The sequence below is a fragment of the Nocardioides daedukensis genome (assembly GCF_013408415.1).
GTDB lineage: Bacteria > Actinomycetota > Actinomycetes > Propionibacteriales > Nocardioidaceae > Nocardioides > Nocardioides daedukensis.
This window is the reverse complement of record NZ_JACCAA010000001.1, coordinates 767,256-788,200: the sequence shown is the minus strand read 5'-3', so window position 1 is coordinate 788,200 and position 20,945 is coordinate 767,256. Positions and strand designations below refer to the sequence as shown.

The window sequence follows — 20,945 nt, the reverse complement described above, 5'->3', positions numbered from 1 at the left end:
GATTAGGGCATCGCACGGCTTCCCGTGACGATTCGGCGCCCGCACCAGGCCGCCGCGAAACCCAGCACACCGGCTGCCAGGGGCACGACGTACGCCGGATTGGCGCCGTGCTCGTCGATCAGCATCCCGGCCAGGGCAGCCCCGGGAGCGATGCCGATGCCGAGCCCCGTGTGCACGATCGCCATCCCCTCGGTCAGGCGCCCGGTGGGCACCTCGCGCTCCACCACCGACATCGTCGCGATCAGGGTGGGTGCGATGGCCATCCCGCCGAGCAGCAGCAGCACACCCATCAGCCACATCGAGTCGACCAGCAGCAGCGGAGCGGTGGCGAGACCCAGGGCGAGCACGCCCCAGCCGACGCGACTCTCGGGTGGTGTCCGCCAGTTGATCGCGCCCGAGACGACCCCGGCGGACAGGCTCCCGATCGCCCACAGCGCCAGCAGCGGCCCGGCCCAGGCCTTGGCGCCCTGTTCCTCGGAGAACGCCACGGTGATCACCTCCACGGAGCCGAACACCGCGCCGAGGGCGACACAGACGACGGCCAGCGGGACCACCACCAGCCAGGGCATCGGGGGGCGTTCGCCGACGTCGGTGCGGGACCCGTCCCAGCGTGCCGGTGGCTGCGTGCCGCGCTGCGCGGCGAGCGTGATCGCGCCGACGAGACCGGTGGCGCCCGCGACGGCCAGCCCGGCGACCGGGTGCCACGCGGTGGCCAGGAAGGTGACCAGGGTCGGACCGGTGACGAAGACGACCTCATCGACCACCGACTCGAAGGCATAGGCGGTCTGCACCTGCCGAGGCTCCTCGAGCACCCAGGACCAGCGGGCACGCACGCAGGCGCCCAGCTGGGGCAGCGTCGCTCCGGCCAGTGCCGCGAAGCCGTGCACGGCAAGGCTGCCCCAGTCGTCCTGGGCGGCCCAGGCCATCAGGGCCAGCGCCCCGGTGAAGAGGCCCTGGGCCAGCGGCAGCACGGTTGCCTGCCCGAACCGGTCGACCAACCGGCCGTGCACGATGGCGAAGAACGCGTTGGCCAACAGGTAGGCCGACGCGACCGTCCCCGCCGTCGCGTACGAGCCGGTGGCGCCCTCGACCAGCAACACGATCCCAAGGCTGATCATCGAGATCGGCAGCCGCCCCACGAACGCGCTGAGGCTGAAGCGAACAGCGCCGGGAGTGGCGAGCACGCGACGATAGGGAGTCAGCACGCAGAGAGTCTGCCGGGCCGCCCGTGCCGGTGCCAACGGGGTTCCTAGGATGGACCCATGCAGCCCGACGTGACGCCGTACGACGCCCTGCTCCTGGTCTCCTTCGGGGGACCCGAGAAGCCCGAGGACGTGGTGCCGTTCCTGGAGAACGTCACACGTGGCCGCGGCATCCCGCGCGAGCGACTGGTCGAGGTGGGGGAGCACTACTTCGGCTTCGGCGGGAAGTCGCCGATCAACGACCAGAACCGCGCCCTGCTCGCGGCGATCCGTGAGGACTTCTCCAGCAATGGCATCGACCTGCCCGTCTATTGGGGCAACCGGAACTGGGACCCCTACCTGGCCGACACCCTGGCCGAGATGAAGCGTGACGGCATCAAGCGGGCCGCCTGCTTCGTGACCTCGGCCTACTCGTCCTACTCGGGCTGCCGGCAATATCGCGAGAACCTTGCCGAGGCGAGCGCAGCGGTCGAGGGTGCGCCGGTCCTGGACCGACTGCGCCACTACTTCAACCACCCCGGGTTCATCACCGCGATGGTCGACGCGTCGCTGTCCGCGATCGCCGAGCTGCCCCACGAGGCTCGCGACGACGCGCACCTGATCTTCGTCACCCACTCCATCCCGACCGCGATGAACGAGGCGAGCGGTCCGGAGGGCTCGGCCTACGTCGACCAGCACCGCAGCGTCGCGGAGGAGGTCGTCGAGCGGGTCCGGCTCGAGACCGGTCACCGGCACCGTCACGACCTCGTCTACTGCTCGCGGTCCGGTTCACCCCGCACGCCGTGGCTCGAGCCGGACGTCAACGACCACCTCGAGGAGCTCGCCGCCGGCGCACGACCGGCTGTGGTGCTCGTCCCGATCGGCTTCATCTCCGACCACATGGAGGTCGTCTACGACCTGGACACCGAGGCCGCAGCGACCGCCGAGAGGCTCGGGCTCACCTTCGCGCGCGCGGCCACTGCGGGCATCGACCCGCGCTTCGTCGCGATGGTCCGGGACCTGCTCGTCGAGCGGGCCGCCGTCGAGCGCGGCGAAGAGGTCTCCCGTGCGGCCGTGGGGAACCTGCCCGCCTGCTGGGACGTCTGCGCTGCCGGGTGCTGCGCCAACGCGAAGGGCCCCATGCCCGCCCTGGGCGGACGCGACTGATGAGCGCGCTGCTCGACCTGGCACGCCGGGTGGCAAGCGAGGCCGCGGACTTCGTGGCCGCCAACAGCCAGGGCGTCGACGTGGCAGCGACGAAGACCAGCCCGGTCGACGTGGTCACCGAGGTCGATCGGGCCAGTGAGCGTCTGATCCGCGAGCGGATCCTGGCCGAGCGTCCCGAGGACGGCTTCCTCGGCGAGGAGGACGGCGGCGTCGCCGGGACCTCGGGTGTGCGCTGGATCGTCGACCCGATCGACGGCACGGTGAACTTCCTCTACGGCCTGCCCGAATATGCGATCTCCATCGCCGCCGAGCAGGACGGCCGGGTGGTGGCCGGAGCCGTCGTCAACGTGGCCACCCGCGTCGAGTGGTCGGCAGCGCTCGGTGAGGGCGCCCAGCGCGACGGCATCGGGCTCCGCGTGCGCCCGGCCCCGCCACTGGCCGAGAGCCTGGTGCTCACCGGCTTCAACTACGACTCCGACGTACGCCGCGTGCAGGCGGCCGGTCTGGCCACCCTGCTGCCCCGGGTCCGCGACATCCGGCGCTTCGGGTCCTGTGCCCTGGACCTGTGCCACATCGCCGAGGGAACCGCGGACGGCTACTACGAGGAGGGCATCGCCGAGTGGGACCACGCGGCGGGGGCCCTGATCGCCCGAGAAGCGGGTGCCCAGACCGAGCTGACCACCGGTCGCGCGGGACGGCAGATGCTCATCTGTGCACCCCCCGAAGGCTTCGCGGCACTGCGTTCCGCACTGGTCGACAGCGGCCTCCTGGCGGGGTCGTCCGGCAGCCTCGGGGAATAGCCGGACCCCGGTGTCGGTTGGTCCCGACACGTCGTGTGAAATGCGCGTGCAGAACCCCGGCCAATGGTGCACAATCTGCGCCGGGTCATGCACCACGACAACGACGCTTACCCGCAGTTGATTGACTGGAGAAGTTGATGGCGACCGATTACGACGCACCGCGCAAGAACGAAGAAGAGCAGAGCGAAGAGAGCATCGAGGAGCTCAAGGCGCGCCGCCATGACAAGAACTCGGGCAAGGTCGACGAGGACGAGGCCGAGGCGGCGGAAGCCTTCGAGCTGCCCGGGGCCGACCTGTCGCACGAGGAGCTCGCCGTCGAGGTGAAGCCTCGCCAGGATGACGAGTTCACCTGCATGAGCTGCTTCCTGGTGCACCACCGCAGCCAGCTGGCGGATGCCAAGAAGCTCATCTGCCGCGACTGCATCTGAACCGCAACGCGAAGGAGCCGCAACCCCATCGGGGGTCGCGGCTCCTTCGTGTCGTCTGCGACGAGGTGGATCAGCCCTTCGCGCCGGCTGCCTTGGCAGCCGCGTCGACGTCTGACTGCAGGTCGGGCGGCAGGTGCCCGGTGGACTTCACGTAGTAGTTGGCGGCCTTGCGAGAGGCCAGCATCTTCATCACCGCGATGAACGTGCCGCTGACGGTTGCCCACATTACGGCTTCCCAGATGTCCACGTCAGGGTCTGCGGGGTTGCTCGGCGGTTGCTTGCCCGTGGCGGCCTTCCAGCCGCCGTCGATCGCCTTCTTCGCGACTGCCGCACTGCCCAGGGTCGCGACGAGCGAGAGAATCGTCCATGCCTTCGAGCCGGATGCCATCTGTTCCTCCTGTGGGTCGATGGCACCAACACTAGTGGCTCGTGGTCTGCTCCAGTGCAGCCACCAACGCCTTGGGGCGCCGCGTGGAGATCAGCCAGTACGGCGTGGGGTCGCGGTCGTCCTCGATCCACACCCGCACCGATCGCTTGAGGTAGGGGCGCAGCAGGAGGTAGGCGCGGGCGTCGGCCTCGCGGCCGGCGACCAGTCGGGTGCGCTCGGCGTCGAGCGCCTCGGCGCCGCGGACATGGGCAAGCGAGATGTGCGCCCTGCCGGCGTGCAGCTCCCCTTCACCCACCGAGACCTTGGCCTTGCCGTAGGAGAGGAAGCCGGCAGCGACGAGGAGCCCGAACGCCAGGGCCACCAGGGCAGCGGCCAGGACGGACGGGACCGCCACGGCGACGGCGAACCAGAAGGAGGCAACCAACATCGTTCCCTGCACCCACCAGCGCAGCGGCACGGTGAGGCGTTCGGCGTACAGCACGGGAGAAGCCTGCCACCTCCACTTCCGAGCCGCGCAGGTAGGGTCGCCACCATGGCTGTGAACTCCGTGCGGATCCCGCTCGTGAGGCTCGATCGAGACCTCCCCGTCCCGTCCTACGCGCACCACGACGACGCCGGTGCAGACCTGATGACGACCGTGGACGTGACCCTTGCCCCGGGGGAGCGACGACTAGTCCCGACCGGTGTCGCCCTGGCGCTGCCCGAGGGGTATGTCGGCCTGGTCCACCCGCGTTCCGGGCTGGCCGCGAGGCATGGCGTCAGCATCGTGAACGCGCCGGGAACCATCGACGCCGGCTATCGCGGGGAGATCAAGGTGCTGCTGGTCAACCTCGATGCCCACAGCGCCGTCCAGCTCAACCGCGGCGACCGGATCGCCCAGCTCGTCGTACAGCGCTATGAGCGTGCCGACTTCGTCGAGATCGACACGTTGGATGAGACCGCGCGTGGATCCGGGGGCTACGGTTCCACTGGTGGTTTCACACCCGATCCGTCCGATCACGTGCCGGCTGGCCAGGCCGCCGGCACCCCGAGGAGTGCACAGTGAAGTTTGGTCGCAAGTCGAAGACCGAGAGCCCGGCAGCCGACACGACGGCCGCCGAGGCGACCACGGACGAGGCCACCGACGAGACCGCCGATCCCGTCGCCGCCGAGCCCACCGGCCCCTACGACGCGTCCGAGATCGATCTCGAGGGTGACGGCGTCGACCGGGTCGACCTCGGTGGACTCCTGATCGCGCCGGCCGAGGGACTCGAGGTGCGCCTCCAGGTGGAGGAGACGACCAACGAGGTGCAGAGCATCATGCTGGCCGGTCCGACCGGCGCGGTAGAGGTGCGTGCCTTCGCTGCCATGCGCAACGGTGACATGTGGAGCGATGTACGTCGTCAGATCGCCGCGGACACCGCGCGCCGCGGCGGCACCGCCACCGAGCAGGAGGGTGACTTCGGCACCGAGCTGTTCTGTGAGCGCACGGTCAAGACCGACGACGGCGCGACCGCGACCCAGCCCTCGCGCATCGTCGGGATCAACGGGCCGCGCTGGTTCCTGCGGGCAACCTTCCTCGGTCGCCCCGCAGTCGAGGCCGATGCGGCCGGTCCCTGGAACCAGGCGATCCGCTCGCTGGTCGTACGCCGTGGCGAGGGCCCGATGGCCCCCGGCGACCCCCTGCCGATCACCTTGCCGCCCCAGGCGCGCAAGGTGGACTGACTCGCCTACTCTGTGAGCATGGCGGATGGGAAGGTGCGCAGTCGACTGCGTCGCGCACTGAGCAACTGGGCCGACAGCGGGGACCAGGAGACGCGTGAGCTGCGCGAATCCTTCTCCTCCTCGGGCCAGGTGACGATCGATGCCGCACCGGACCGGGAACGTGTCCGGCTCAGTGGCAGCATCCGGACCGTCACCCTGCGACCGCGCGGTGGCGTACCGGCACTGGAGGCCGACCTCGCCGACGGCACCGGCGTGCTCACCCTGATCTGGTTGGGCCGTCGCCGGATCACCGCCATCGACCCGGGGCGCTCGTTGACCGTCGAAGGACGGATCAGCATCCAGGACGGCCTGCGCGTGATGTACAACCCCCGCTACGAACTCCTACCGTGAAGGTCCCCGTGAACCAGCCAGCCGAGCAGGTGCCCGAGGCCGGCGAGACTCAGGCCCACGCGACCCCCGAGACGGTCGAGATGCTGGTTCGTCAGCAGCTCTCCAAGGCGCTGGGTGGCGGGCGCGGCATGGTCGAGGCTGCTGTTCCGACGATCGTGTTCACCGCTTTGTTCCTGACCACCAAGGACCTGCGGCTGGCCCTGATCGTCAGCGCCGCGATCGCGGCGCTGGCGCTGCTGGTGCGCCTGGTCCAACGTTCCACGATCCAGTTCGCGGTGAACGCGCTGGTCGGCATCGGGATCGGTGCCTTCTTCGCCATGCGCGCAGCCAAGGGCGGCGGGGATGCCAATGACCAGGTGCTGGCCTACTTCCTGCCGGGCATCCTCTACAACGCCGGATATGCGGTCGTCCTGTCGCTGACGAACATCATCCGGTGGCCGTTGGTCGGATTCATGGTCGGCAGTGTCACCGGCGAACCGACCGAGTGGCGCCAGGACCGGCAGCTGGTCCGGCTCTGCCAACGGCTGACCTGGTTGCTGGTCGCGCCGTGCCTGATCCGGGTCGTCGTACAGGCACCGATCTATCTGGCAGCCACGGGCGATGCCATGGATCCCGACGTTGCGGTGGCGGTGCTCGGGCTCTGCAAGTTCGTCATGGGCTGGCCGCTCCAGCTGGCCGCCCTCGGGGCGATGGTGTGGCTGCTGAGCCGCAACGCGACCCCGATCGAGAAGAACGCGGACCCGGCCTGATCGCTCGGGCCTGATCGCTCGGGTCTGATCGATTCGGGCCTGATCTCTGGGGCTGCTCAGCCGCCGTGGGTTGACGGAGCGAGCATCCGCTCGAGCGTCTCCTCGACGTCCGCCGAGACGACGAAGAGCAGCTCGTCCCCGGACTCCAGGGGTTGTTCACCGGCCGGGGTGTAGACCTGCCCGTCGCGCAGGATGCTGACCAGGGCGCAGTTCTCCGGCCAGGGGATCAGCCCGGTCGGCTCGCCGACATAGGGGGAGTCCTCGGGGAGAGTCATCTCGACCAGGTTCGCGTTGCCCTTGCGGAAGGTGAACAGTCGGACCAGGTCGCCGACCGAGACCGCCTCCTCGACCAGTGCCGACATGATCCGCGGGGTGGAGACGTTGACGTCGACTCCCCAGGCCTCGGTGAAGAGCCACTCGTTGTTGGGGTGGTTGACCCGACCGACCGTGCGGGGCACGCCGAACTCGGTCTTGGCCAGGAGCGAGGTGACCAGGTTGGCCTTGTCGTCACCGGTCGCCGCGATCACGACGTCGCAGTGCTGGAGACGAGCTTCCTCGAGCGAGCTCAGCTCGCACGAGTCGGCGAGGAGCCACTCGGCGTCCGGCACGCTCTCGGGCTTGATCGAGCCAGCGTTCTTGTCGATCAGCAGCACTTCATGGCCGTTGTCGATGAGCTCCCTGGCGATGGAGCGACCCACTGCGCCGGCCCCGGCAATTGCTACCCGCATCAGTCGTCGGCCTCCGGACCGTTCTCCAGCACGGCGTAGGCCGCGGCTGCGTTCTGCTCTCGCATCGCGATGTGCAGCAGGTCGCCCTCCTGCATCACGGTGTCCCTGGTGGGCAGCATTCCCTCGCCGAGGCGATCGATCCAGGCGATGCGTACGCCGGCCTGCTGCTGCAGGGCGACCGTCTGTTGACCGATCCACGGCGTGGTGATCGGGAACTGGTCGACCCGGATCGTCCCGGACGGGTCGCGGAAGTCGGGCTCGGCGCCGGCGGGAAGAATCCGGCGCAGGACCTGGTCGGCGGTCCACTTCACCGTGGCGACGGTGGTGATGCCGAGGCGCTGGTAGACCTCGGCGCGACCGGGGTCATAGATCCGGGCCACGACCTGCTGGATGCCGAACGTCTCGCGTGCCACGCGGGCGGCGATGATGTTGGAGTTGTCGCCGCTGGAGACGGCCGCGAAGGCATCGGCCCGATTGATGCCGGCCTTGGTCAGCACCGCCTGGTCGAAGCCGTAGCCGGTGATCTTGTCCCCGTTGAACGACGGGCCCAGCCGTCGGAAGGCATCGGCATTGCTGTCGATGACCGACACCGTGTGGTTGCGGTCCTCGAGGCTGCGGGCGAGGGTCGAGCCGACACGGCCACACCCCATGATCACGACATGCACGTGGCAGACGCTACCGCAGCCACGGGTGCGGCGTTGTCACACTTGCCGCCGCACAGGGCTAGCCTGTTCGCTCGTGGGAGTTGGAGACGTTTCGAAGCGCATCCTCCTGGGCCGCAAGCTTCGTAGCTCGCAGCTCGGAGAGACGCTGCTGCCCAAGCGGGTGGCCCTTCCGGTGTTCGCGAGCGACGCCCTGTCATCGGTTGCCTATGCACCCGACGAGATCTTCATCATGCTCGCCATGGCCGGGGTGTCGGCATACACCTGGTCCTGGAAGGTCGGGCTCGCGGTGGCGCTGGTGATGATCGCGGTGGTTGCCTCCTACCGGCAGACCGTGCACGCCTATCCCAGCGGTGGCGGTGACTACGAGGTCGCCACGGTGAACCTCGGGCGCAAGGCCGGAGTGACGGTGGCCAGCGCCCTGCTGGTCGACTACGTGCTGACCGTTGCGGTCTCCATCTCCTCCGGTGCGCAATATGCCGCCGCCGCGATCCCGGCCCTGTCCGGGCACGAGGCGACCTTCGCGGTTGCCCTGGTCGTGGTGCTGACCGCACTGAACATGCGTGGAGTCCGCGAGTCGGGGACCCTCTTCGCGGTTCCCACCTATGCGTTCATGCTCGCCATCCTCGGGATGTGTGCCTATGGGCTCATCCGGTCGGCCACCGGCACCCTTCCCGATGTGGAGAGTGCCTCGTTCAAGGTCACCGCGATGCCCGGCTACGACGACCAGCTGACCACCATCGCACTGGTCTTCCTGCTGGCCAGGGCGTTCTCCTCGGGCTGTGCCGCGCTGACCGGTGTCGAGGCGATCTCCAACGGCGTGCCCGCCTTCCGCAAGCCCAAGTCGCAGAACGCCGCCAGCACGCTGCTGATGCTCGGCCTGATCGCGATCACGATGATGCTCAGCGTGATCAGCCTGGCCCACCAGATGGGGTTGAAGTATGTCGACCCGCACCACCTGGAGCGACTGACCCGCGCCGACGGGTCGGCACTGCCGGAGGGTTATGACCAGCACACCGTGATCGCGCAGCTGGCCCGCGCGATCTTCGACAACTTCACCCCGGGGTTCTACTTCGTGGTGACGATGACGGGCGTCGTGCTGGTGCTGGCCGCGAACACCGCGTTCAACGGCTTCCCGGTGCTCGGCTCGATCCTCGCGCGCGACGGGTTCGCACCCCGTGCCCTGGGCCAGCGCGGCGACCGGCTCGCCTACAGCAACGGCATCCTGTTCCTGGCCGTGATCGCGGTCGCGCTGATCCTCGCCTTCGACGCCGAGGTCACCAGGCTCATCCAGCTCTACATCGTCGGGGTGTTCGTCTCCTTCACCCTCAGCCAGCTGGGCATGCTGCGGCACTGGACCCGGCACCTCGCCGTCGAGGAGGATCCGGCCAGGCGTCGCAAGATGCAACAGTCCCGCACCATCAACACGGTCGGACTGGCGATGACCGGCGCGGTGCTCGTGGTCGTGCTGGTCACCAAGTTCACCCAGGGCGCGTGGATCACCGTCCTGGCGATGATCTTCTTCTTCTGCATCATGCAGGGCATTCGCAAGCACTATGACTCGGTGGCCGACGAGCTCGCCGCTGATGACCAGGACAAGGTGCTGCCCACGCGGGTGCACGCGATCGTGCTCGTGGCCAAGCTGCACAAGCCGACGTTGCGGGCGGTGGCCTTCGCCAAGGCGACCAGGCCCAACGTGCTCGAGGCGGTCTATGTCGGCACGGATGCGCGGGCCACGGACAAGTTGCTGGAGGAGTGGGACGAGCGCGGGATCGACGTACCGCTGAAGGTCCTGCACTCGCCCTATCGTGAGCTGGTCAAGCCGATCGTGGACTATGCGGGGGCGATCCGCAGCGCCAACCCGCGTGGAGTCGTGGCGGTGTTCATCCCGGAATATGTCGTCGGACGTTGGTGGGAGCAGATGCTGCACAACCAGACCGCCCTGCGGCTCAAGGGCCGCCTTCTCTTCACGCCTGGCGTGATGGTCATCTCGGTGCCCTACCAGTTGAGGTCCTCGGCGGTGGCGCTTGAGCGCAGCAAGAGGGAGGCTGCGCGATCTCGAGCCGGTGACGTCCGTCGTGGCGCCGTGGGTGACCGCGACTCCCGTGGCGGAGGACCGGTGGGACGCCCATGACTCGCAACCCCAGGGCGCGCCAGGCACGCGGTGCCTCCCACGCGGGAGAGAAGCACGCAGTCATTGTCGGACCGGTCGCGCACGGCGGCCATTGTGTCGCGAGGATCCCGGTCGGTCCGGACAGCGACGAGACCCGTGTCGTGTTCGTCAGGCACGCACTCCCGGGCGAAGAGGTGATCGTGGAGATCACCGAGGGAACCGACGGAGACAGGTTCTGGCGCGGCGATGCGGTGCGGATCAACATGCCCTCGCCCGACCGGGTCGAGGCTCCCTGTCCCTATGCCGGCCCAGGTGCCTGCGGTGGGTGCGACTTCCAGCACGTGGCAGTGCCCGCCCAGCGCGAGCTCAAGGCTGCCGTGATCCGCGAGCAGTTCTCGAGGTTGGCGCGGATGGAGGTCGACGTCACCGTCGAGCCCGTGCCCGGTGACGTCAACGGCCTGGCCTGGCGCACGCGGATGGAATATGCCAAGACCCCTGCCGGATGGCGGGGGATGCGCCGGCACCGCTCGCGTTCGGTGATCCCGATCGACGAGTGCCTGATTGCCGCGCCGAACGCGATCGACACGGCGACGGCCGGGGACCGACCGGTGCTCGAGGAGGTGCACGGGCGCGGGTTCAGTGTGGCCGCCGACGGGTTCTGGCAGGTCCACCCGGGCGCTCCCGAAACCCTTGTCGACACCGTCATCGGCATGCTCGACCCGCAGCCGGGTGAGCGTGCACTGGACCTCTATTCGGGGGCGGGACTGTTCACTCGGTTCCTCGCCGAGCGGGTGGGGGAATCGGGTCGGGTCGTGGCCATCGAGGGCAGCCGGGAGGCCACGGGTCACGCACGGTCGAACCTCGCCGATCAACGACAGGTGCGGCTCCGTGCCGGATCGGTGGACCGGGTCCTTGCTCATGACTTTGACGAGTCGTTCGACCTGGTCGTCCTGGACCCGCCCCGAGAGGGCGCTCGTCGCAAGGTGGTCACCCAGGTCGTCGACCGGGCTCCGCGCGCCGTGGCCTATGTCGCCTGTGACCCGGCAGCCTTGGCTCGTGACGTGGCGACGTTCGCGGAGTTCGGCTATGTGATGCGTGAGCTGCGTGCCTTTGATTTGTTCCCGATGACGCATCACGTCGAATGCGTCGCATTGCTCACGAAAAGCGGCTCTGACCTGCGCTGATGCGATCTGGACTCTCGGGCGTGAGTCCCGAGAACGGGCCTTAAGGCTCACTTTGGGCTCACTTTGAGTTCTCGGGCTCGGTTTGTGACGCCTCACTCGCCCTGTCGGGACGGCCGTCTGCAGCCTTGTGATGCGCCTTCTCGTTGCCGGCAGATCGACCCCAAGCTGCTGATCTCGCGAATCAGGCACGGCTGCCTGCGGCTCTGGCGATCAACAGCGGGATAAGCCGATCCCTCCAGGTCGGAATGTGGATCTGCCCGCTCGACATCCCTCCGTGCGCGAACTCCTCCCGATACACCGCCTCCTGCCGTTCCAACCGGATGTCGACGTCCGTCAGGTCCTTGATGCGGTCGACAAGCAGGCTGGCAACAGCCTCGTCCGTCGCCGGGATCGACGTTTCCTCGAGCGCCTCGCGAAGTGCTCGCCAGAGGTGGGAGTCACCGCGCAGGCCCCACTGCTCCGGCTCCGGAGTGAACAAAGACCCCATCCGCACGATGTCAGGCTACGGGCTCCTGCGGAGGGAGCACCGCCCTCACCTTGGCTCCTTAGCCTTCGCCGGTCGCACGGCTGACGGCGATGCGCTGGTAGGGGCCGAGGTAGCCATGGTCGAGGGTGACGTCGACAATCCGGTAGCCGGCCCCAAGGGCGGCGGTGTGGACATGCACGACGGGAGTCTCGTCCGCTCGAAGGAGAGCCTCTGAGGACCATTTGGCGATGTGGTCGCCGCTGACGGTGAACCAGAAGTCGATGCGGTCGATGGTCTGCTTCTCGTGGTCGCTGGCCGCGACGATCTCGGCCGCGAGCACGTCGACAGGGTCGTGGGGTATCAGCAGATTGTCACCCCAAGGCCACTTGGTGGCTCCTCGGAGGTCCGCTGGCGTCTTACCCGCGAGGTAGGCGGTCAGCCGGGCCTTCCAGTCGTCCCGGGCAACCTTGTGGAGGCCCACCTCATCCACGAATAGCGATCCCCGGCCCGCCGCGCAGTAGAGGTATCGGCCGCCAACTGCCAGGCGCAACCTGTGGCGCTCAGGGCTGTCTAGCCTCGGGTACCAGGTGAACCAATAGGTGTCATCGCTGTAGCGGTCGGGGCCGATGTCGGCGATGTGGGATCGCCGCTGCGCCGCCCGGGGGCTTTTGCCCTTCGGGACGATCCTCACCCTTCCGGGGCGCTGTTCCTTGAACTCTTCGATGGCCTCGACGAGCGCGGACTGCGCCGCCCTAGTGAAACCGGAGGACTCGACCACGACATCGCGGTCGCCGATGTGGTCGCCCTTCCTCGCATCGAGCCGCAGACGGAGAACCGTCCACCCGACCGCGGCGAGCAACTCGTTACGGAGACGGTCTTTGCCCTCGCCTCCGCGGTGGCTGGACCCCCGGTGTGAGGGGGCCGGGCCGCATGGGTCGACCTCGATGGCGAGGCGCAGGTCAGCAAGCACAACGTCCGGCGTGAGCGTGAGGAACGGCCACTTCGGGTCAGTGTGGTGGCAGAGCACGCCCACGCGGCGCGGTGGGACTGGATACCCCGCTTCGGCGAGGAAGGCTCGCACCTGGGCTTCGATCTTGGAGTCGGCCCGGCTGCGAGTCGGCACGACCTCCCCGAAGGTTCGTCCGGTGCCCGGGTCCACTGGCTGGTCGGAAGTTCCCTCAATCACGGTGGTGTCCGGCATGGGTCACTCTTCGTCCGCCGATGAACCCCGGGCCGCACGCTCACGCCAGTGGGCCAGGACGTCATCGCTGAGGGGTGCCGACTTCATGCCCTGGATAACTCGGCCCTCGTTGATGCGGGTGGCGACCTCCCGAAGCTTCTCGGCATTGCTGGCCCGCCAACCATGCCCGATGGCATGGGTGTGCAAGGCGCTCGGGTCGAGGGCATAGCCGGCATCGCACAGAATAGTGAGGCCCTTCGCCATGGCCGCCCGGTAGCGCTGATCGGCTGTCTTGTGCTGCCCAACGAGGATGCCGAGCCCATCAACCGCCTCGGCCACCACGGGATCAAGGGGCCGCGTCGGACTGATGTCGGGGCGGGGACCACCAAGGGGCTCCGCGCCTTTGGCCTGCGCCCATTCCAACGTCTGCCGCGGACTCCACGTGACCGCCACCAGCGCCCGAGTCGAGCCGCTCTCATCGGCCTCGAGGAGGTGCTTCTCGTCCGGCCAGAGGGCGACGACCACGCCGCTGCCCGGGCCGAAGTCCCTCCACGTCGTGACGCGGACACCGCGCTGAATGAGGGCGTGCGCAGCCGGGTGGTCCTGAGCCACGTGCTGGAGGTTCTGCTTGCCCGGCGCGTACAGCGACACCGCCGAGCCGAGCGCCTCGGCCTGCTCCAGCGCCCACTTCACACCCAACGTGCTGGCGGCCTTGTGTGGAATCCCGGGCACTGTGTAGGCCCGTGGGAAGTCCCGGTCGTGATCGAACATCGTGGCCCTCCGCCCGGCGAGCAGGCCTGGCCCTGCCCTCGGTGTCGAAGGTAGTTGGCGCCACCGACAGAACCGCGAGACCCAAGCTCGACGCTCGCCGTCCCGAATGGTCCTACGCGGTCGCCTGAACCGGCGGCGCCTCCAGCCTCTCCACCTCCGCGATGAGTTCAGTGACAGCCCGGTAGCGCTGGTCGAGGTCATTGACGGCGCACTTGTGGATGATGCGCCCCACCTCGTCAGTGGCCGGCGGGAGGGACTCCCGGCCCTTGAAGATGTAGGCGAGGACGTGGCCGATCGCGTACATCTCGTTGACGACCGCGTAGTCCTTGAAGCTGCCGAGCATGGGGTCGCGGACCGTTCCCTTCATCTCTGTCTGGGTCCGCGTGAACTCGCTCGCCTGGTCCTTCACCAGGCCGAAGTCCGAGAGCTTTACCAACACCGCGCCGGATCCGAAGACCTTCAGCAGGATGTTCTGCAGGCTGATGTCGCGGTGGAGCAGCTTTTGGTGGTGCAGGTAGTTGATGCCGTAGAGGAACTGGAGCGCGATGCGCTTCCGCGCGGCGAAGGAGATCGTGGCGTTCTTCTTCGCGATGTAGTCCCGCAGGGTGGTGTCGCAGTACTCCATGCGGTACTCATTGCGGGCCTCGTCGTAGCGGTAGACCTCCACCACGTAGGGGAAGCTCAGCTTGTTGAGGACCTCAAACTCCTGCTTGAAGCGTCCAAGGTCTCGCTCGTCGAGGTCCGTCTTCGCTCGCTTGACAGCGAACTTGATGCCGTAGTCGGGATCCACGTAGGAGTACACGTGTGCGTAGGACCCGCTACCCACCATCTTCAGCTCGATGGCCTTCTGATGCTTCTCCAGCTTCACGCTCTTGGCCGCGTGAGTGAACACGGGCTCGTAGGCGATGACCTCGATGGGCTCGAAGTCCTCTGGCATGGCACTGCCCCCGCTTGGTGACAGCCACGGCCGACAGCGCTCCAGCGCGTCCTGGTAGGAGTCGGCCAACTCGACCTCCACGCCTGCCCGCCTCAACGTGTGGAGATCGGCCTCGATCTCCTGAATGAGAGAGAGGAGGTCCCTGCTGTTGTCGGCCCAGTAGTGGCGCGTGGTCTCGGCTCTGCCGTTTATGTCGGTGAAGTGCTCGTTCAGCCGCTTGTGCAGGACTGCGAACATGTGACCCCACTCGGGATCGTCGTAGAGGCGGTCGAAGGCCCTGGAGGAGGGCACCGCCTCGTACTTCTCCCGGAGATCGGCCAACATGAAGTCCACCGGATTGGCCATCCCGTCCTCCTTTCTCTCAAGCCGTTTCATCCCATCACACCCCAACCGCACACCCTTCCTTCGTGGCCGGCGCGGCCTTCGCAGACCGTCGATTCCGTGTGAACCAACCCGGGACACGCCAGAGTCTTCGGACTCGCCGGGGCAGTTCAGTTCAATGTGAGGCTTGCTCGGACCGTAGGGGGAACCTCCGGCGGGAATGCCGCAGATTGCAGGCGGTGGCGGCACCCGAGCGTCCCGGTCGACCCGTCCGGCTGCGATTGCCGCAGCGGGGCCCATACGGATAGCTCTTCTGGCGGGCGCACCCTGACCGGCTGTCGCGGTTCGTCCGATCTCGTCAAAGTGCCCCGCGGGTGCGGCGTAAATGTTCATTGGATCTCGACAGGAGGAGCGACCCGGTGCGGGATCCCGTTGTGGCGCAACGGGGAGGTCGCGTCGCCGCGCGACGTGTAGGACGGCGCCCCAGCCGCGGCGTAGCAACCCGTCGGCTCGCTCATCCAATCGGCGCCGGATTTCCGAGTACAAGCGCCGCCGCTGCCACGGCTCCATTGCGATGTGGCCCGAGAAGGTGTCGAGGAGCCCGATGTAGCCGTCAGCGTCGTAAGTGACCTCCCAGTCGAAGTGACGCACCAGGACCGGTTCGAACAGTCCGCTGGCTTCGATGTCCTCGCGCTGGTCGGGCAACTCGCCCGGTCGGGGGTACGTCGCCCCCTCGGGCAGACCTTCGCGGATTTCGTCGTAGACCTGCTGCAGGTCGGCGAAGAAGGTGTCCCCGCCTTCCGGAAAGACGTGTGTGGCACTCCAGAATGCCAGGTGTCCTCCGGGCCGCAGCAGCTCCCACGTGCGCCGGTAACGAAGCTCTGGATCAAGCCAATGCCATGCGGTAGCCGCGAACACCAGATCGAAGGGCTCGTGCTCAGAGGGGCAGATGTCCTCGAACGTGCACTGGACGACCTCGACGTCGGGGAAGCTGGCCAGGTTGCGGCGCGCTGCGGTGGTCAGCGCCGGGCCAGGCTCGACGCAGGTGATGTGAAGGCCTCGGCGGGCCAGCGGCAACGTCGCCTTGCCGGAGGCGCAACCGATCTCCAACAGCCGGTCACCCCGAACGAGCCGGGCGGCGGCGATCATCGCCTCGTACAGCTGCTCGGGGTAGTCGGGCCGGGCTTGCTGGTAGAGATCAGCGGCCGAGTCGAAGGTCACCCCCAGCCCGCGTTGATCAGTCATGCCACGATCATCCCCGCTCTCCTCGGCGCTGGTCAGCGATCCCGTTGTGGCACGCTCCGCGCCCCGATCCCGTTGTAGTCAGCCCGCAGCGTCAGGAGGGGTGAGGGCGGCGAGCACGGAGGTCGCGATGAGTTCGCAGGCCTCGTCGGCTGTGTGGTCGCCTCGGTGCACCGCGGCCGAGGCCCCGTGCAAGATGCCTTGGATCATCGTGACCTGCCAGGGCAAGGGCATGTCTTGGCGGAAGCACCCGGCAAGACGGCCTCGTTGCAGGAGAGCGCGCATGCGCGTGAGGGGCTCTTCGTGCGCTGCGTGGATCTGTGCCGGCTCGAGGCTCTTCTCGGCGGCCTGCACGAGGGCGCCGTGGCGGTGCGTGAGCCACCAGGAGGCCACCAAAAGCCGTTGCATCGCGTCGACTGGGTCCCCGGTCAGGTCGACCTTCTCCAACTCGCTCTCAGAGTGGGCCATGGCGGCGTCAACCACGTGAGCGACCAGGGTCGAGCGCGAGTCGAAGTGGCCGTAGAGAGTGACTCGGCCTACTCCTGCCTCGCGGGCGATGTCGGCGAGGCTGGCGTCTGGGTCGCGTGCCAGACAACGGGTCGCAGAGTCGAGGATCGCCGCGATGTTCATCCGCGCGTCCGCTCGCTTCGCATGCAGATCCTTATCGGTCACGGCGTCCATCGTGCCGCAGCCCACCCCTCTTCTCAAACGGCAATGTCTGAGTTACGATCTCTGATCTCAAACAATAGAGTACGAGTTACGGGGGCGGCATGCACACCACGATGAGGTCGCGCGGAGGAGTTCGATCCCTCGCGCGGCACTACGTCGAGATGGTGGTGGCGATGGTGGTCGGCATGGCGACCCTCTACCCCGTGTGGGCAGCAGCGGTCGGGAGGCTGGACGCAGCTTGGCTGGTGCGCACCGAGATCGAGGCGATTGCGATGGCCACGGCGATGGCAGTGCCAATGGCGGGGTGGATGGTCCTGCGTGGTCACGGAATCGCTGTAGTCGCCGAGATGTGTCTGGCGATGTACGCCGGTTTCATCGCGCTCTTCCCGTTTCTATGGGCAGGTCTCATCGGTCAGGCGGCCCTGCTCGGCGTCGGTCACGTGGCGATGCTCCTGCTGATGGCGCTAGTCATGGTCCACCGACCCGAGGAGTACACCCATCGGCATTGACCGGCTGCGCGCCACCGACACCCGCGCTCACCACCCAACATCACGTACACGACTGCCGCGAAGGAAGGCACATGCAGCAACCTCTCACCGCTGAGGACCAAGGTCCCGCGGAACCTGTCGGCCGCGGACGCTCGTTTCTGGCCTGGTGGCCGATCGCCACCGGTCTCGTCGTGGGCGTGTTCTCGATCGCCACCGACGATCCAAGCAGCATCGACGGCGTCCTCCTCACCTTGTTGATCCCGACCTGTGCCTATGCGCTGATCGCACTGGGCGGGAACAGTTCGTGGACCTGGCCCCTCACTGGGCTGGTCGTGGTGACCTATCTCGCCGGAGAAGCGCTCTCCCTCCCGGGCGCCGTCATCCTGCTCGGCATCACCGTCGCCACCGTGGTGGGTGGCACCGCGGCCGGACGGTGGCGCCCGCCGCCAGCCGAGATGCGTTGGCAGCCCTGGGGCGCGCTAGTCTTCCTTACGGGTGTCATCACGGCGATGCTGCTCGACGTGACGGCCGCGAAAGTCGTCCTCGCTGTGGGCCTGCTGCTCCACGGTGCCTGGGACATCGTCCACTGGCGACGCCGCGCGGTGGTCTCCCGCTCGCTCGCGGAATGGTGCGCCGCGCTCGACATCTCCCTGGGGGTCGGGGTGCTCGCACTCGTGGTCTTCACATGAGAGCGCTCGACCTGCCTGTCAGGACCGAGCGTCTGGTGCTGCGGGCCCACCGCACGGACGATCTGGCGGCGCTGATGTCCTACTACTCCGACCCGGAGGTGACCCGATATCTGCCCTGGGCGCCCTGGACACGACAGGACGCTGAGCTGGCATTGGCCAAGCGGATCTCCCGCGTCGCGATCGACACACCGGACTCCGCGCTGAGCCTGGTGGTCGAGCGGGGTGGCCAGGTGATCGGCGACGTGGTGCTGTGGCCGGCCGATGACACGCTGCTCCTGGGCGAGCTCGGGTGGGCGCTGCACCCCTCCGCCCGCGGTTGTGGGTACGCTTGCGAGTCGGTGTCCGCGCTGATAAGTCTGGCCTTCGGGCACTACGGGATGCGTCGGGTCCGCGCGGGTCTCGATCCTCGCAATGCCGCCTCGGCCGCGCTGTGCCGCTCGCTCGGCATGAAGCTGGAAGGGCATCTGCGCGAGGACCGCCGGTACAAGGACGAGTGGGTCGACAGCCTCGTCTTCGGTCTGCTCAGCCACGAGTGGCAGTACACGGACGAGATCACCGAGCCGATTGAGGCAGGACGATGATCCGGGGACGAGTACCGGCTGCTCCGGCCACATTTGCGATGGCGGCTGTCGCCTGGGCAGCGACCGGGTCCTGGATGGCGCCCACAGCGGCGACGATCACGGTGGCCGCGGTCGCCGTACTGGTCGAACGGGCCAGCCTCCGAGGAGTCCGGGACGTCACTTCCGCGGGCCATGACGCCGCGCAGCGCGGGCGAACAGGTTCGCTGGTCGGGGAGCAGATGACGACCCTGATGTGCCTGGGCATCGGATCCTGCGCGATCCTCGCGCGGATGCAGTACGACGGCGTCGCCGTCGAGCTGACCGCCTTCGCCACCGGGTCGGCCATCGGAGTCGGCCTCTGCGTCTTTCTCGACGCTTTGCCGCGCTCCTTCGCAGGGTCGGCGCCGCACCGAGGCGATGCGACAGCCGTCGACATAGCAGCGATCACAGCCCTGGGTGCGGCAACGGCAGTGGCCGCAGCGTGGACCGGGAGATGGGAGCCGGTCGCGTCCACTCTCGGCCTGGCCCTACTACTCGGTGTCCATGCGAGTTCTCGGCTCACCGCCGGAGCGCCGGCGGAGCCCGAGCCCGAGCGCGGAGTGAGTCGATGAGCCGACGGAACAGCTCACGTCTTGCCCGCTAGGGCAAACTTCCTGACCCGAAATGGAGTACAGCATGCGCACACTGATCGCGATCGAGTTCGTCTCCGTCGACGGGGTGATGCAGGGGCTCGGATCGCCCGACGAGGACCGTGAGGGCGGTTTTGAGCACGGAGGCTGGGGAGCACCGTTCGCAGAAGCGATCCACGCCTCCAGCGGCTCCAGCGCCCTGGGTGGCACTACCGCGTACCTCTTCGGCCGCAAGACCTACGAGAAGATGGCGACCTACTGGCCCTACCAGCCCAGCTCCAACCCCATCGCAGCGCACATGAACACGACGCCCAAGCACGTCGTGAGCAACACGCTGACGACGGTGACCTGGGAGAATACGAGCTTGCTCACCGGCGCGGCCTGCGACGCCGTCTCCGAGCTGAAGCACACGGGCGACGGCAGCATCGCGATCCTCGGCAGCGGCGTACTCGTCCGCGATCTCCTGCGCGCCGACCTGGTGGACACCCTGCGACTATTCGTCCACCCCCTCGTGCTCGGATCTGGCAAGCGCCTGTTCGGCGATCTCGACACGCCGCGATCACTCACCCTTACCACTTGCGAGACAACGCCCATGGGAAGTCTCGCCATCACCTACGACGTGACCAGCAGGTGACCCTCTCCGCACGTCCTACTGCATCGCGACGCGCCGGTGCCACCCGTCGTCTCCGACGCCAAGCCGCTTGGGAACCACCCTGACCGCCCTCCAAGAAAGCGTGACCTGATTTGACCCACATCAACCCGGAGCTCGTACGTGCAATTCAGCAGGAACGCCTCGCCGAGGCCGAGCGCCATCGCGCATCGAAGCCGCTCCGCCAGACGCGCGGAATCCCGCAGCCACGCCGCGACCTCGCCCGACAACATCTCAAGCTGTCGCCCGGCCGCAGCAGCGGAGGCGGCGTGCTCGACCAGGCAACTCCTTCGCGACTCAACCGAGCCGCATCAACAGGTGAAAGTTTGATGGCCGAGCCGTCCACCTGCCCACACCCAGACCCAAGGAGGGATCCATGTTCGCCATCATCGGCAGCTGGCCAGTTGACGACCGACTGGACCAAGACCAACTCGCGCACATCGCCGCCACCGTCAGTGAGCAAGCGGGGTTCGTTCGCGGCCTCTGGGGACAGGCCCCGGATGACGTCACCGCCGCCCACGCGGTCATCGTCCTTGACGATGAGAAAAGTGCTCATGCGTTGGCCAGAAATGTCCGATCGTCGATACCAGCCGCATCCCTTCACGTCATCAGAATCCTGGCTGAGGCTTAGGCGGCTTGCTCGAGATTTCGCCGTCTGTATTGCGAACCCGGCAACGGTGAAGCCGCAGGCCGGCCCGCTCGCCCTATTCGAGCGTCCCGGATAGCCGTCCGAAGAGGTTCTCGGTGACGGCTCCCTATCCGGAGCGCGACACGCTTCTCACCGCAAACTCCTAGAACCTGAGCGTCCGCACGTGGCTCGAGGACGTTGCGTATGCTCAGGTTCGTCGCG

25 protein-coding genes are annotated in these 20,945 nt (G+C 67.7%); 15 read left to right on the top strand and 10 right to left on the bottom strand.

Going from position 1 to position 20,945, the window contains the following annotated elements:
* Positions 1–2 precede the first annotated feature (2 nt).
* Positions 3–1,205, bottom strand: a complete 1,203-nt coding sequence (locus BJ980_RS03940; protein WP_179501086.1) for an MFS transporter — start codon at positions 1,203–1,205, stop codon at positions 3–5.
* A gap of 57 nt (positions 1,206–1,262) precedes the next feature.
* On the opposite strand from BJ980_RS03940, the gene BJ980_RS03935 reads away from it, so the two are divergent.
* The 3 genes from BJ980_RS03935 to BJ980_RS03925 all read left to right on the top strand — a co-directional run bounded on the left by BJ980_RS03935 (position 1,263) and on the right by BJ980_RS03925 (position 3,576).
* Positions 1,263–2,348 (top strand): ferrochelatase, encoded by a 1,086-nt coding sequence (locus BJ980_RS03935; protein WP_179501085.1) that lies wholly within the window; start codon positions 1,263–1,265, stop codon positions 2,346–2,348.
* Positions 2,348–3,148, top strand: a complete 801-nt coding sequence (locus BJ980_RS03930) for an inositol monophosphatase family protein (RefSeq protein WP_179501084.1) — start codon at positions 2,348–2,350, stop codon at positions 3,146–3,148. Before BJ980_RS03935 ends, BJ980_RS03930 begins: the two co-directional genes overlap by 1 nt.
* A gap of 137 nt (positions 3,149–3,285) precedes the next feature.
* Positions 3,286–3,576, top strand: a complete 291-nt coding sequence (locus tag BJ980_RS03925; protein WP_179501083.1) for a DUF4193 domain-containing protein — start codon at positions 3,286–3,288, stop codon at positions 3,574–3,576.
* Between the two features lie 70 nt (positions 3,577–3,646).
* On the opposite strand, the gene BJ980_RS03920 is transcribed toward BJ980_RS03925, so the two are convergent.
* Together BJ980_RS03920 and BJ980_RS03915 are read right to left on the bottom strand one after the other, a co-directional pair.
* On the bottom strand, positions 3,647–3,964 hold the full coding sequence (locus BJ980_RS03920; RefSeq protein ID WP_179501082.1) for a DUF4235 domain-containing protein: 318 nt from the start codon (positions 3,962–3,964) through the stop codon (positions 3,647–3,649).
* A 31-nt stretch (positions 3,965–3,995) separates the two neighbouring features.
* The gene (locus BJ980_RS03915; protein ID WP_179501081.1) at positions 3,996–4,445 is read right to left on the bottom strand and encodes a DUF3093 family protein; all 450 of its coding nucleotides are present in this window, start codon (positions 4,443–4,445) and stop codon (positions 3,996–3,998) included.
* Between the two features lie 51 nt (positions 4,446–4,496).
* Between BJ980_RS03915 and dut the strand changes: the two genes are divergently transcribed.
* The 4 genes from dut to BJ980_RS03895 are packed head-to-tail and all read left to right on the top strand — an operon-like array spanning position 4,497 to position 6,807.
* Complete coding sequence (gene dut, locus BJ980_RS03910) at positions 4,497–5,009, top strand: dUTP diphosphatase (protein ID WP_179501080.1); 513 nt, start codon at positions 4,497–4,499, stop codon at positions 5,007–5,009.
* Positions 5,006–5,668: a DUF3710 domain-containing protein gene (locus BJ980_RS03905; protein ID WP_179501079.1), complete on the top strand. Its 663-nt coding sequence runs from the start codon at positions 5,006–5,008 to the stop codon at positions 5,666–5,668. The genes dut and BJ980_RS03905 overlap by 4 nt, the downstream gene beginning before the upstream one ends.
* Before the next feature lie 18 nt (positions 5,669–5,686).
* Positions 5,687–6,058 (top strand): OB-fold nucleic acid binding domain-containing protein, encoded by a 372-nt coding sequence (locus BJ980_RS03900; RefSeq protein ID WP_179501078.1) that lies wholly within the window; start codon positions 5,687–5,689, stop codon positions 6,056–6,058.
* Between the two features lie 8 nt (positions 6,059–6,066).
* Positions 6,067–6,807, top strand: a complete 741-nt coding sequence (locus BJ980_RS03895) for a DUF3159 domain-containing protein (RefSeq protein ID WP_343047677.1) — start codon at positions 6,067–6,069, stop codon at positions 6,805–6,807.
* Between the two features lie 56 nt (positions 6,808–6,863).
* Here BJ980_RS03895 and BJ980_RS03890 read toward each other — a convergent pair whose 3' ends face one another.
* Positions 6,864–7,535, bottom strand: a complete 672-nt coding sequence (locus BJ980_RS03890; RefSeq protein ID WP_179501077.1) for a potassium channel family protein — start codon at positions 7,533–7,535, stop codon at positions 6,864–6,866.
* On the bottom strand, positions 7,535–8,185 hold the full coding sequence (locus tag BJ980_RS03885) for a potassium channel family protein (protein ID WP_218855662.1): 651 nt from the start codon (positions 8,183–8,185) through the stop codon (positions 7,535–7,537). The genes BJ980_RS03890 and BJ980_RS03885 overlap by 1 nt, the downstream gene beginning before the upstream one ends.
* A gap of 88 nt (positions 8,186–8,273) precedes the next feature.
* On the opposite strand from BJ980_RS03885, the gene BJ980_RS03880 reads away from it, so the two are divergent.
* Both BJ980_RS03880 and BJ980_RS03875 read left to right on the top strand, forming a co-directional pair.
* Positions 8,274–10,331 (top strand): APC family permease, encoded by a 2,058-nt coding sequence (locus tag BJ980_RS03880; protein WP_343047676.1) that lies wholly within the window; start codon positions 8,274–8,276, stop codon positions 10,329–10,331.
* Positions 10,328–11,494, top strand: a complete 1,167-nt coding sequence (locus BJ980_RS03875) for a class I SAM-dependent RNA methyltransferase (RefSeq protein ID WP_179501074.1) — start codon at positions 10,328–10,330, stop codon at positions 11,492–11,494. Before BJ980_RS03880 ends, BJ980_RS03875 begins: the two co-directional genes overlap by 4 nt.
* A 181-nt stretch (positions 11,495–11,675) precedes the next feature.
* On the opposite strand, the gene BJ980_RS03870 is transcribed toward BJ980_RS03875, so the two are convergent.
* From BJ980_RS03870 to BJ980_RS03845, 5 genes are all read right to left on the bottom strand, one after another.
* Positions 11,676–11,987 (bottom strand): MobA protein, encoded by a 312-nt coding sequence (locus tag BJ980_RS03870; protein ID WP_179501073.1) that lies wholly within the window; start codon positions 11,985–11,987, stop codon positions 11,676–11,678.
* A gap of 52 nt (positions 11,988–12,039) precedes the next feature.
* On the bottom strand, positions 12,040–13,161 hold the full coding sequence (locus BJ980_RS03865; protein ID WP_179501072.1) for a hypothetical protein: 1,122 nt from the start codon (positions 13,159–13,161) through the stop codon (positions 12,040–12,042).
* A gap of 3 nt (positions 13,162–13,164) precedes the next feature.
* On the bottom strand, positions 13,165–13,911 hold the full coding sequence (locus BJ980_RS03860) for a hypothetical protein (RefSeq protein ID WP_179501071.1): 747 nt from the start codon (positions 13,909–13,911) through the stop codon (positions 13,165–13,167).
* A 112-nt stretch (positions 13,912–14,023) separates the two neighbouring features.
* Complete coding sequence (locus BJ980_RS18830; protein WP_246279920.1) at positions 14,024–16,414, bottom strand: protein kinase domain-containing protein; 2,391 nt, start codon at positions 16,412–16,414, stop codon at positions 14,024–14,026.
* A 78-nt stretch (positions 16,415–16,492) separates the two neighbouring features.
* Complete coding sequence (locus BJ980_RS03845; RefSeq protein ID WP_179501070.1) at positions 16,493–17,092, bottom strand: TetR/AcrR family transcriptional regulator; 600 nt, start codon at positions 17,090–17,092, stop codon at positions 16,493–16,495.
* 89 nt (positions 17,093–17,181) lie between these two features.
* On the opposite strand from BJ980_RS03845, the gene BJ980_RS03840 reads away from it, so the two are divergent.
* From BJ980_RS03840 to BJ980_RS03815, 6 genes are all read left to right on the top strand, one after another.
* The gene (locus BJ980_RS03840) at positions 17,182–17,589 is read left to right on the top strand and encodes a hypothetical protein (RefSeq protein ID WP_179501069.1); all 408 of its coding nucleotides are present in this window, start codon (positions 17,182–17,184) and stop codon (positions 17,587–17,589) included.
* 71 nt (positions 17,590–17,660) lie between these two features.
* A complete protein-coding gene (locus tag BJ980_RS03835) occupies positions 17,661–18,257 on the top strand; it encodes a hypothetical protein (protein WP_179501068.1) in 597 nt (198 codons plus the stop codon).
* Positions 18,254–18,838 carry a GNAT family N-acetyltransferase gene (locus BJ980_RS03830; protein ID WP_179501067.1) on the top strand — a complete coding sequence of 195 codons (585 nt, stop codon included), beginning with the start codon at positions 18,254–18,256 and terminating at the stop codon, positions 18,836–18,838. The genes BJ980_RS03835 and BJ980_RS03830 overlap by 4 nt, the downstream gene beginning before the upstream one ends.
* A complete protein-coding gene (locus BJ980_RS03825; RefSeq protein ID WP_179501066.1) occupies positions 18,835–19,428 on the top strand; it encodes a hypothetical protein in 594 nt (197 codons plus the stop codon). The genes BJ980_RS03830 and BJ980_RS03825 overlap by 4 nt, the downstream gene beginning before the upstream one ends.
* Before the next feature lie 64 nt (positions 19,429–19,492).
* Positions 19,493–20,080: a dihydrofolate reductase family protein gene (locus tag BJ980_RS03820; RefSeq protein ID WP_179501065.1), complete on the top strand. Its 588-nt coding sequence runs from the start codon at positions 19,493–19,495 to the stop codon at positions 20,078–20,080.
* Between the two features lie 391 nt (positions 20,081–20,471).
* Complete coding sequence (locus BJ980_RS03815) at positions 20,472–20,726, top strand: hypothetical protein (RefSeq protein ID WP_179501064.1); 255 nt, start codon at positions 20,472–20,474, stop codon at positions 20,724–20,726.
* Positions 20,727–20,945: the final 219 nt, after the last annotated feature.

Excerpts from the sequence above, each read along its gene's own strand:
- BJ980_RS03825 (WP_179501066.1), top strand. The coding sequence starts at position 18,835 with ATGATCCGGGGACGAGTACCGGCTGCTCCGGCCACATTTGCGATGGCG.
- BJ980_RS03900 (WP_179501078.1), top strand. The coding sequence starts at position 5,687 with ATGGCGGATGGGAAGGTGCGCAGTCGACTGCGTCGCGCACTGAGCAAC.
- BJ980_RS03920 (WP_179501082.1), bottom strand. The coding sequence starts at position 3,964 with ATGGCATCCGGCTCGAAGGCATGGACGATTCTCTCGCTCGTCGCGACC.
- BJ980_RS18830 (WP_246279920.1), bottom strand. The coding sequence starts at position 16,414 with ATGACTGATCAACGCGGGCTGGGGGTGACCTTCGACTCGGCCGCTGAT.
- BJ980_RS03865 (WP_179501072.1), bottom strand. The coding sequence starts at position 13,161 with ATGCCGGACACCACCGTGATTGAGGGAACTTCCGACCAGCCAGTGGAC.
- BJ980_RS03860 (WP_179501071.1), bottom strand. The coding sequence starts at position 13,911 with ATGTTCGATCACGACCGGGACTTCCCACGGGCCTACACAGTGCCCGGG.
- BJ980_RS03835 (WP_179501068.1), top strand. The coding sequence starts at position 17,661 with ATGCAGCAACCTCTCACCGCTGAGGACCAAGGTCCCGCGGAACCTGTC.
- BJ980_RS03925 (WP_179501083.1), top strand. The coding sequence starts at position 3,286 with ATGGCGACCGATTACGACGCACCGCGCAAGAACGAAGAAGAGCAGAGC.
- BJ980_RS03885 (WP_218855662.1), bottom strand. The coding sequence starts at position 8,185 with ATGGGGTGTGGCCGTGTCGGCTCGACCCTCGCCCGCAGCCTCGAGGAC.
- dut (WP_179501080.1), top strand. The coding sequence starts at position 4,497 with ATGGCTGTGAACTCCGTGCGGATCCCGCTCGTGAGGCTCGATCGAGAC.
- BJ980_RS03930 (WP_179501084.1), top strand. The coding sequence starts at position 2,348 with ATGAGCGCGCTGCTCGACCTGGCACGCCGGGTGGCAAGCGAGGCCGCG.
- BJ980_RS03820 (WP_179501065.1), top strand. The coding sequence starts at position 19,493 with ATGCGCACACTGATCGCGATCGAGTTCGTCTCCGTCGACGGGGTGATG.
- BJ980_RS03815 (WP_179501064.1), top strand. The coding sequence starts at position 20,472 with ATGTTCGCCATCATCGGCAGCTGGCCAGTTGACGACCGACTGGACCAA.
- BJ980_RS03845 (WP_179501070.1), bottom strand. The coding sequence starts at position 17,092 with ATGGACGCCGTGACCGATAAGGATCTGCATGCGAAGCGAGCGGACGCG.
- BJ980_RS03875 (WP_179501074.1), top strand. The coding sequence starts at position 10,328 with ATGACTCGCAACCCCAGGGCGCGCCAGGCACGCGGTGCCTCCCACGCG.
- BJ980_RS03890 (WP_179501077.1), bottom strand. The coding sequence starts at position 7,535 with ATGCGGGTAGCAATTGCCGGGGCCGGCGCAGTGGGTCGCTCCATCGCC.
- BJ980_RS03830 (WP_179501067.1), top strand. The coding sequence starts at position 18,254 with ATGAGAGCGCTCGACCTGCCTGTCAGGACCGAGCGTCTGGTGCTGCGG.
- BJ980_RS03935 (WP_179501085.1), top strand. The coding sequence starts at position 1,263 with ATGCAGCCCGACGTGACGCCGTACGACGCCCTGCTCCTGGTCTCCTTC.
- BJ980_RS03840 (WP_179501069.1), top strand. The coding sequence starts at position 17,182 with ATGCACACCACGATGAGGTCGCGCGGAGGAGTTCGATCCCTCGCGCGG.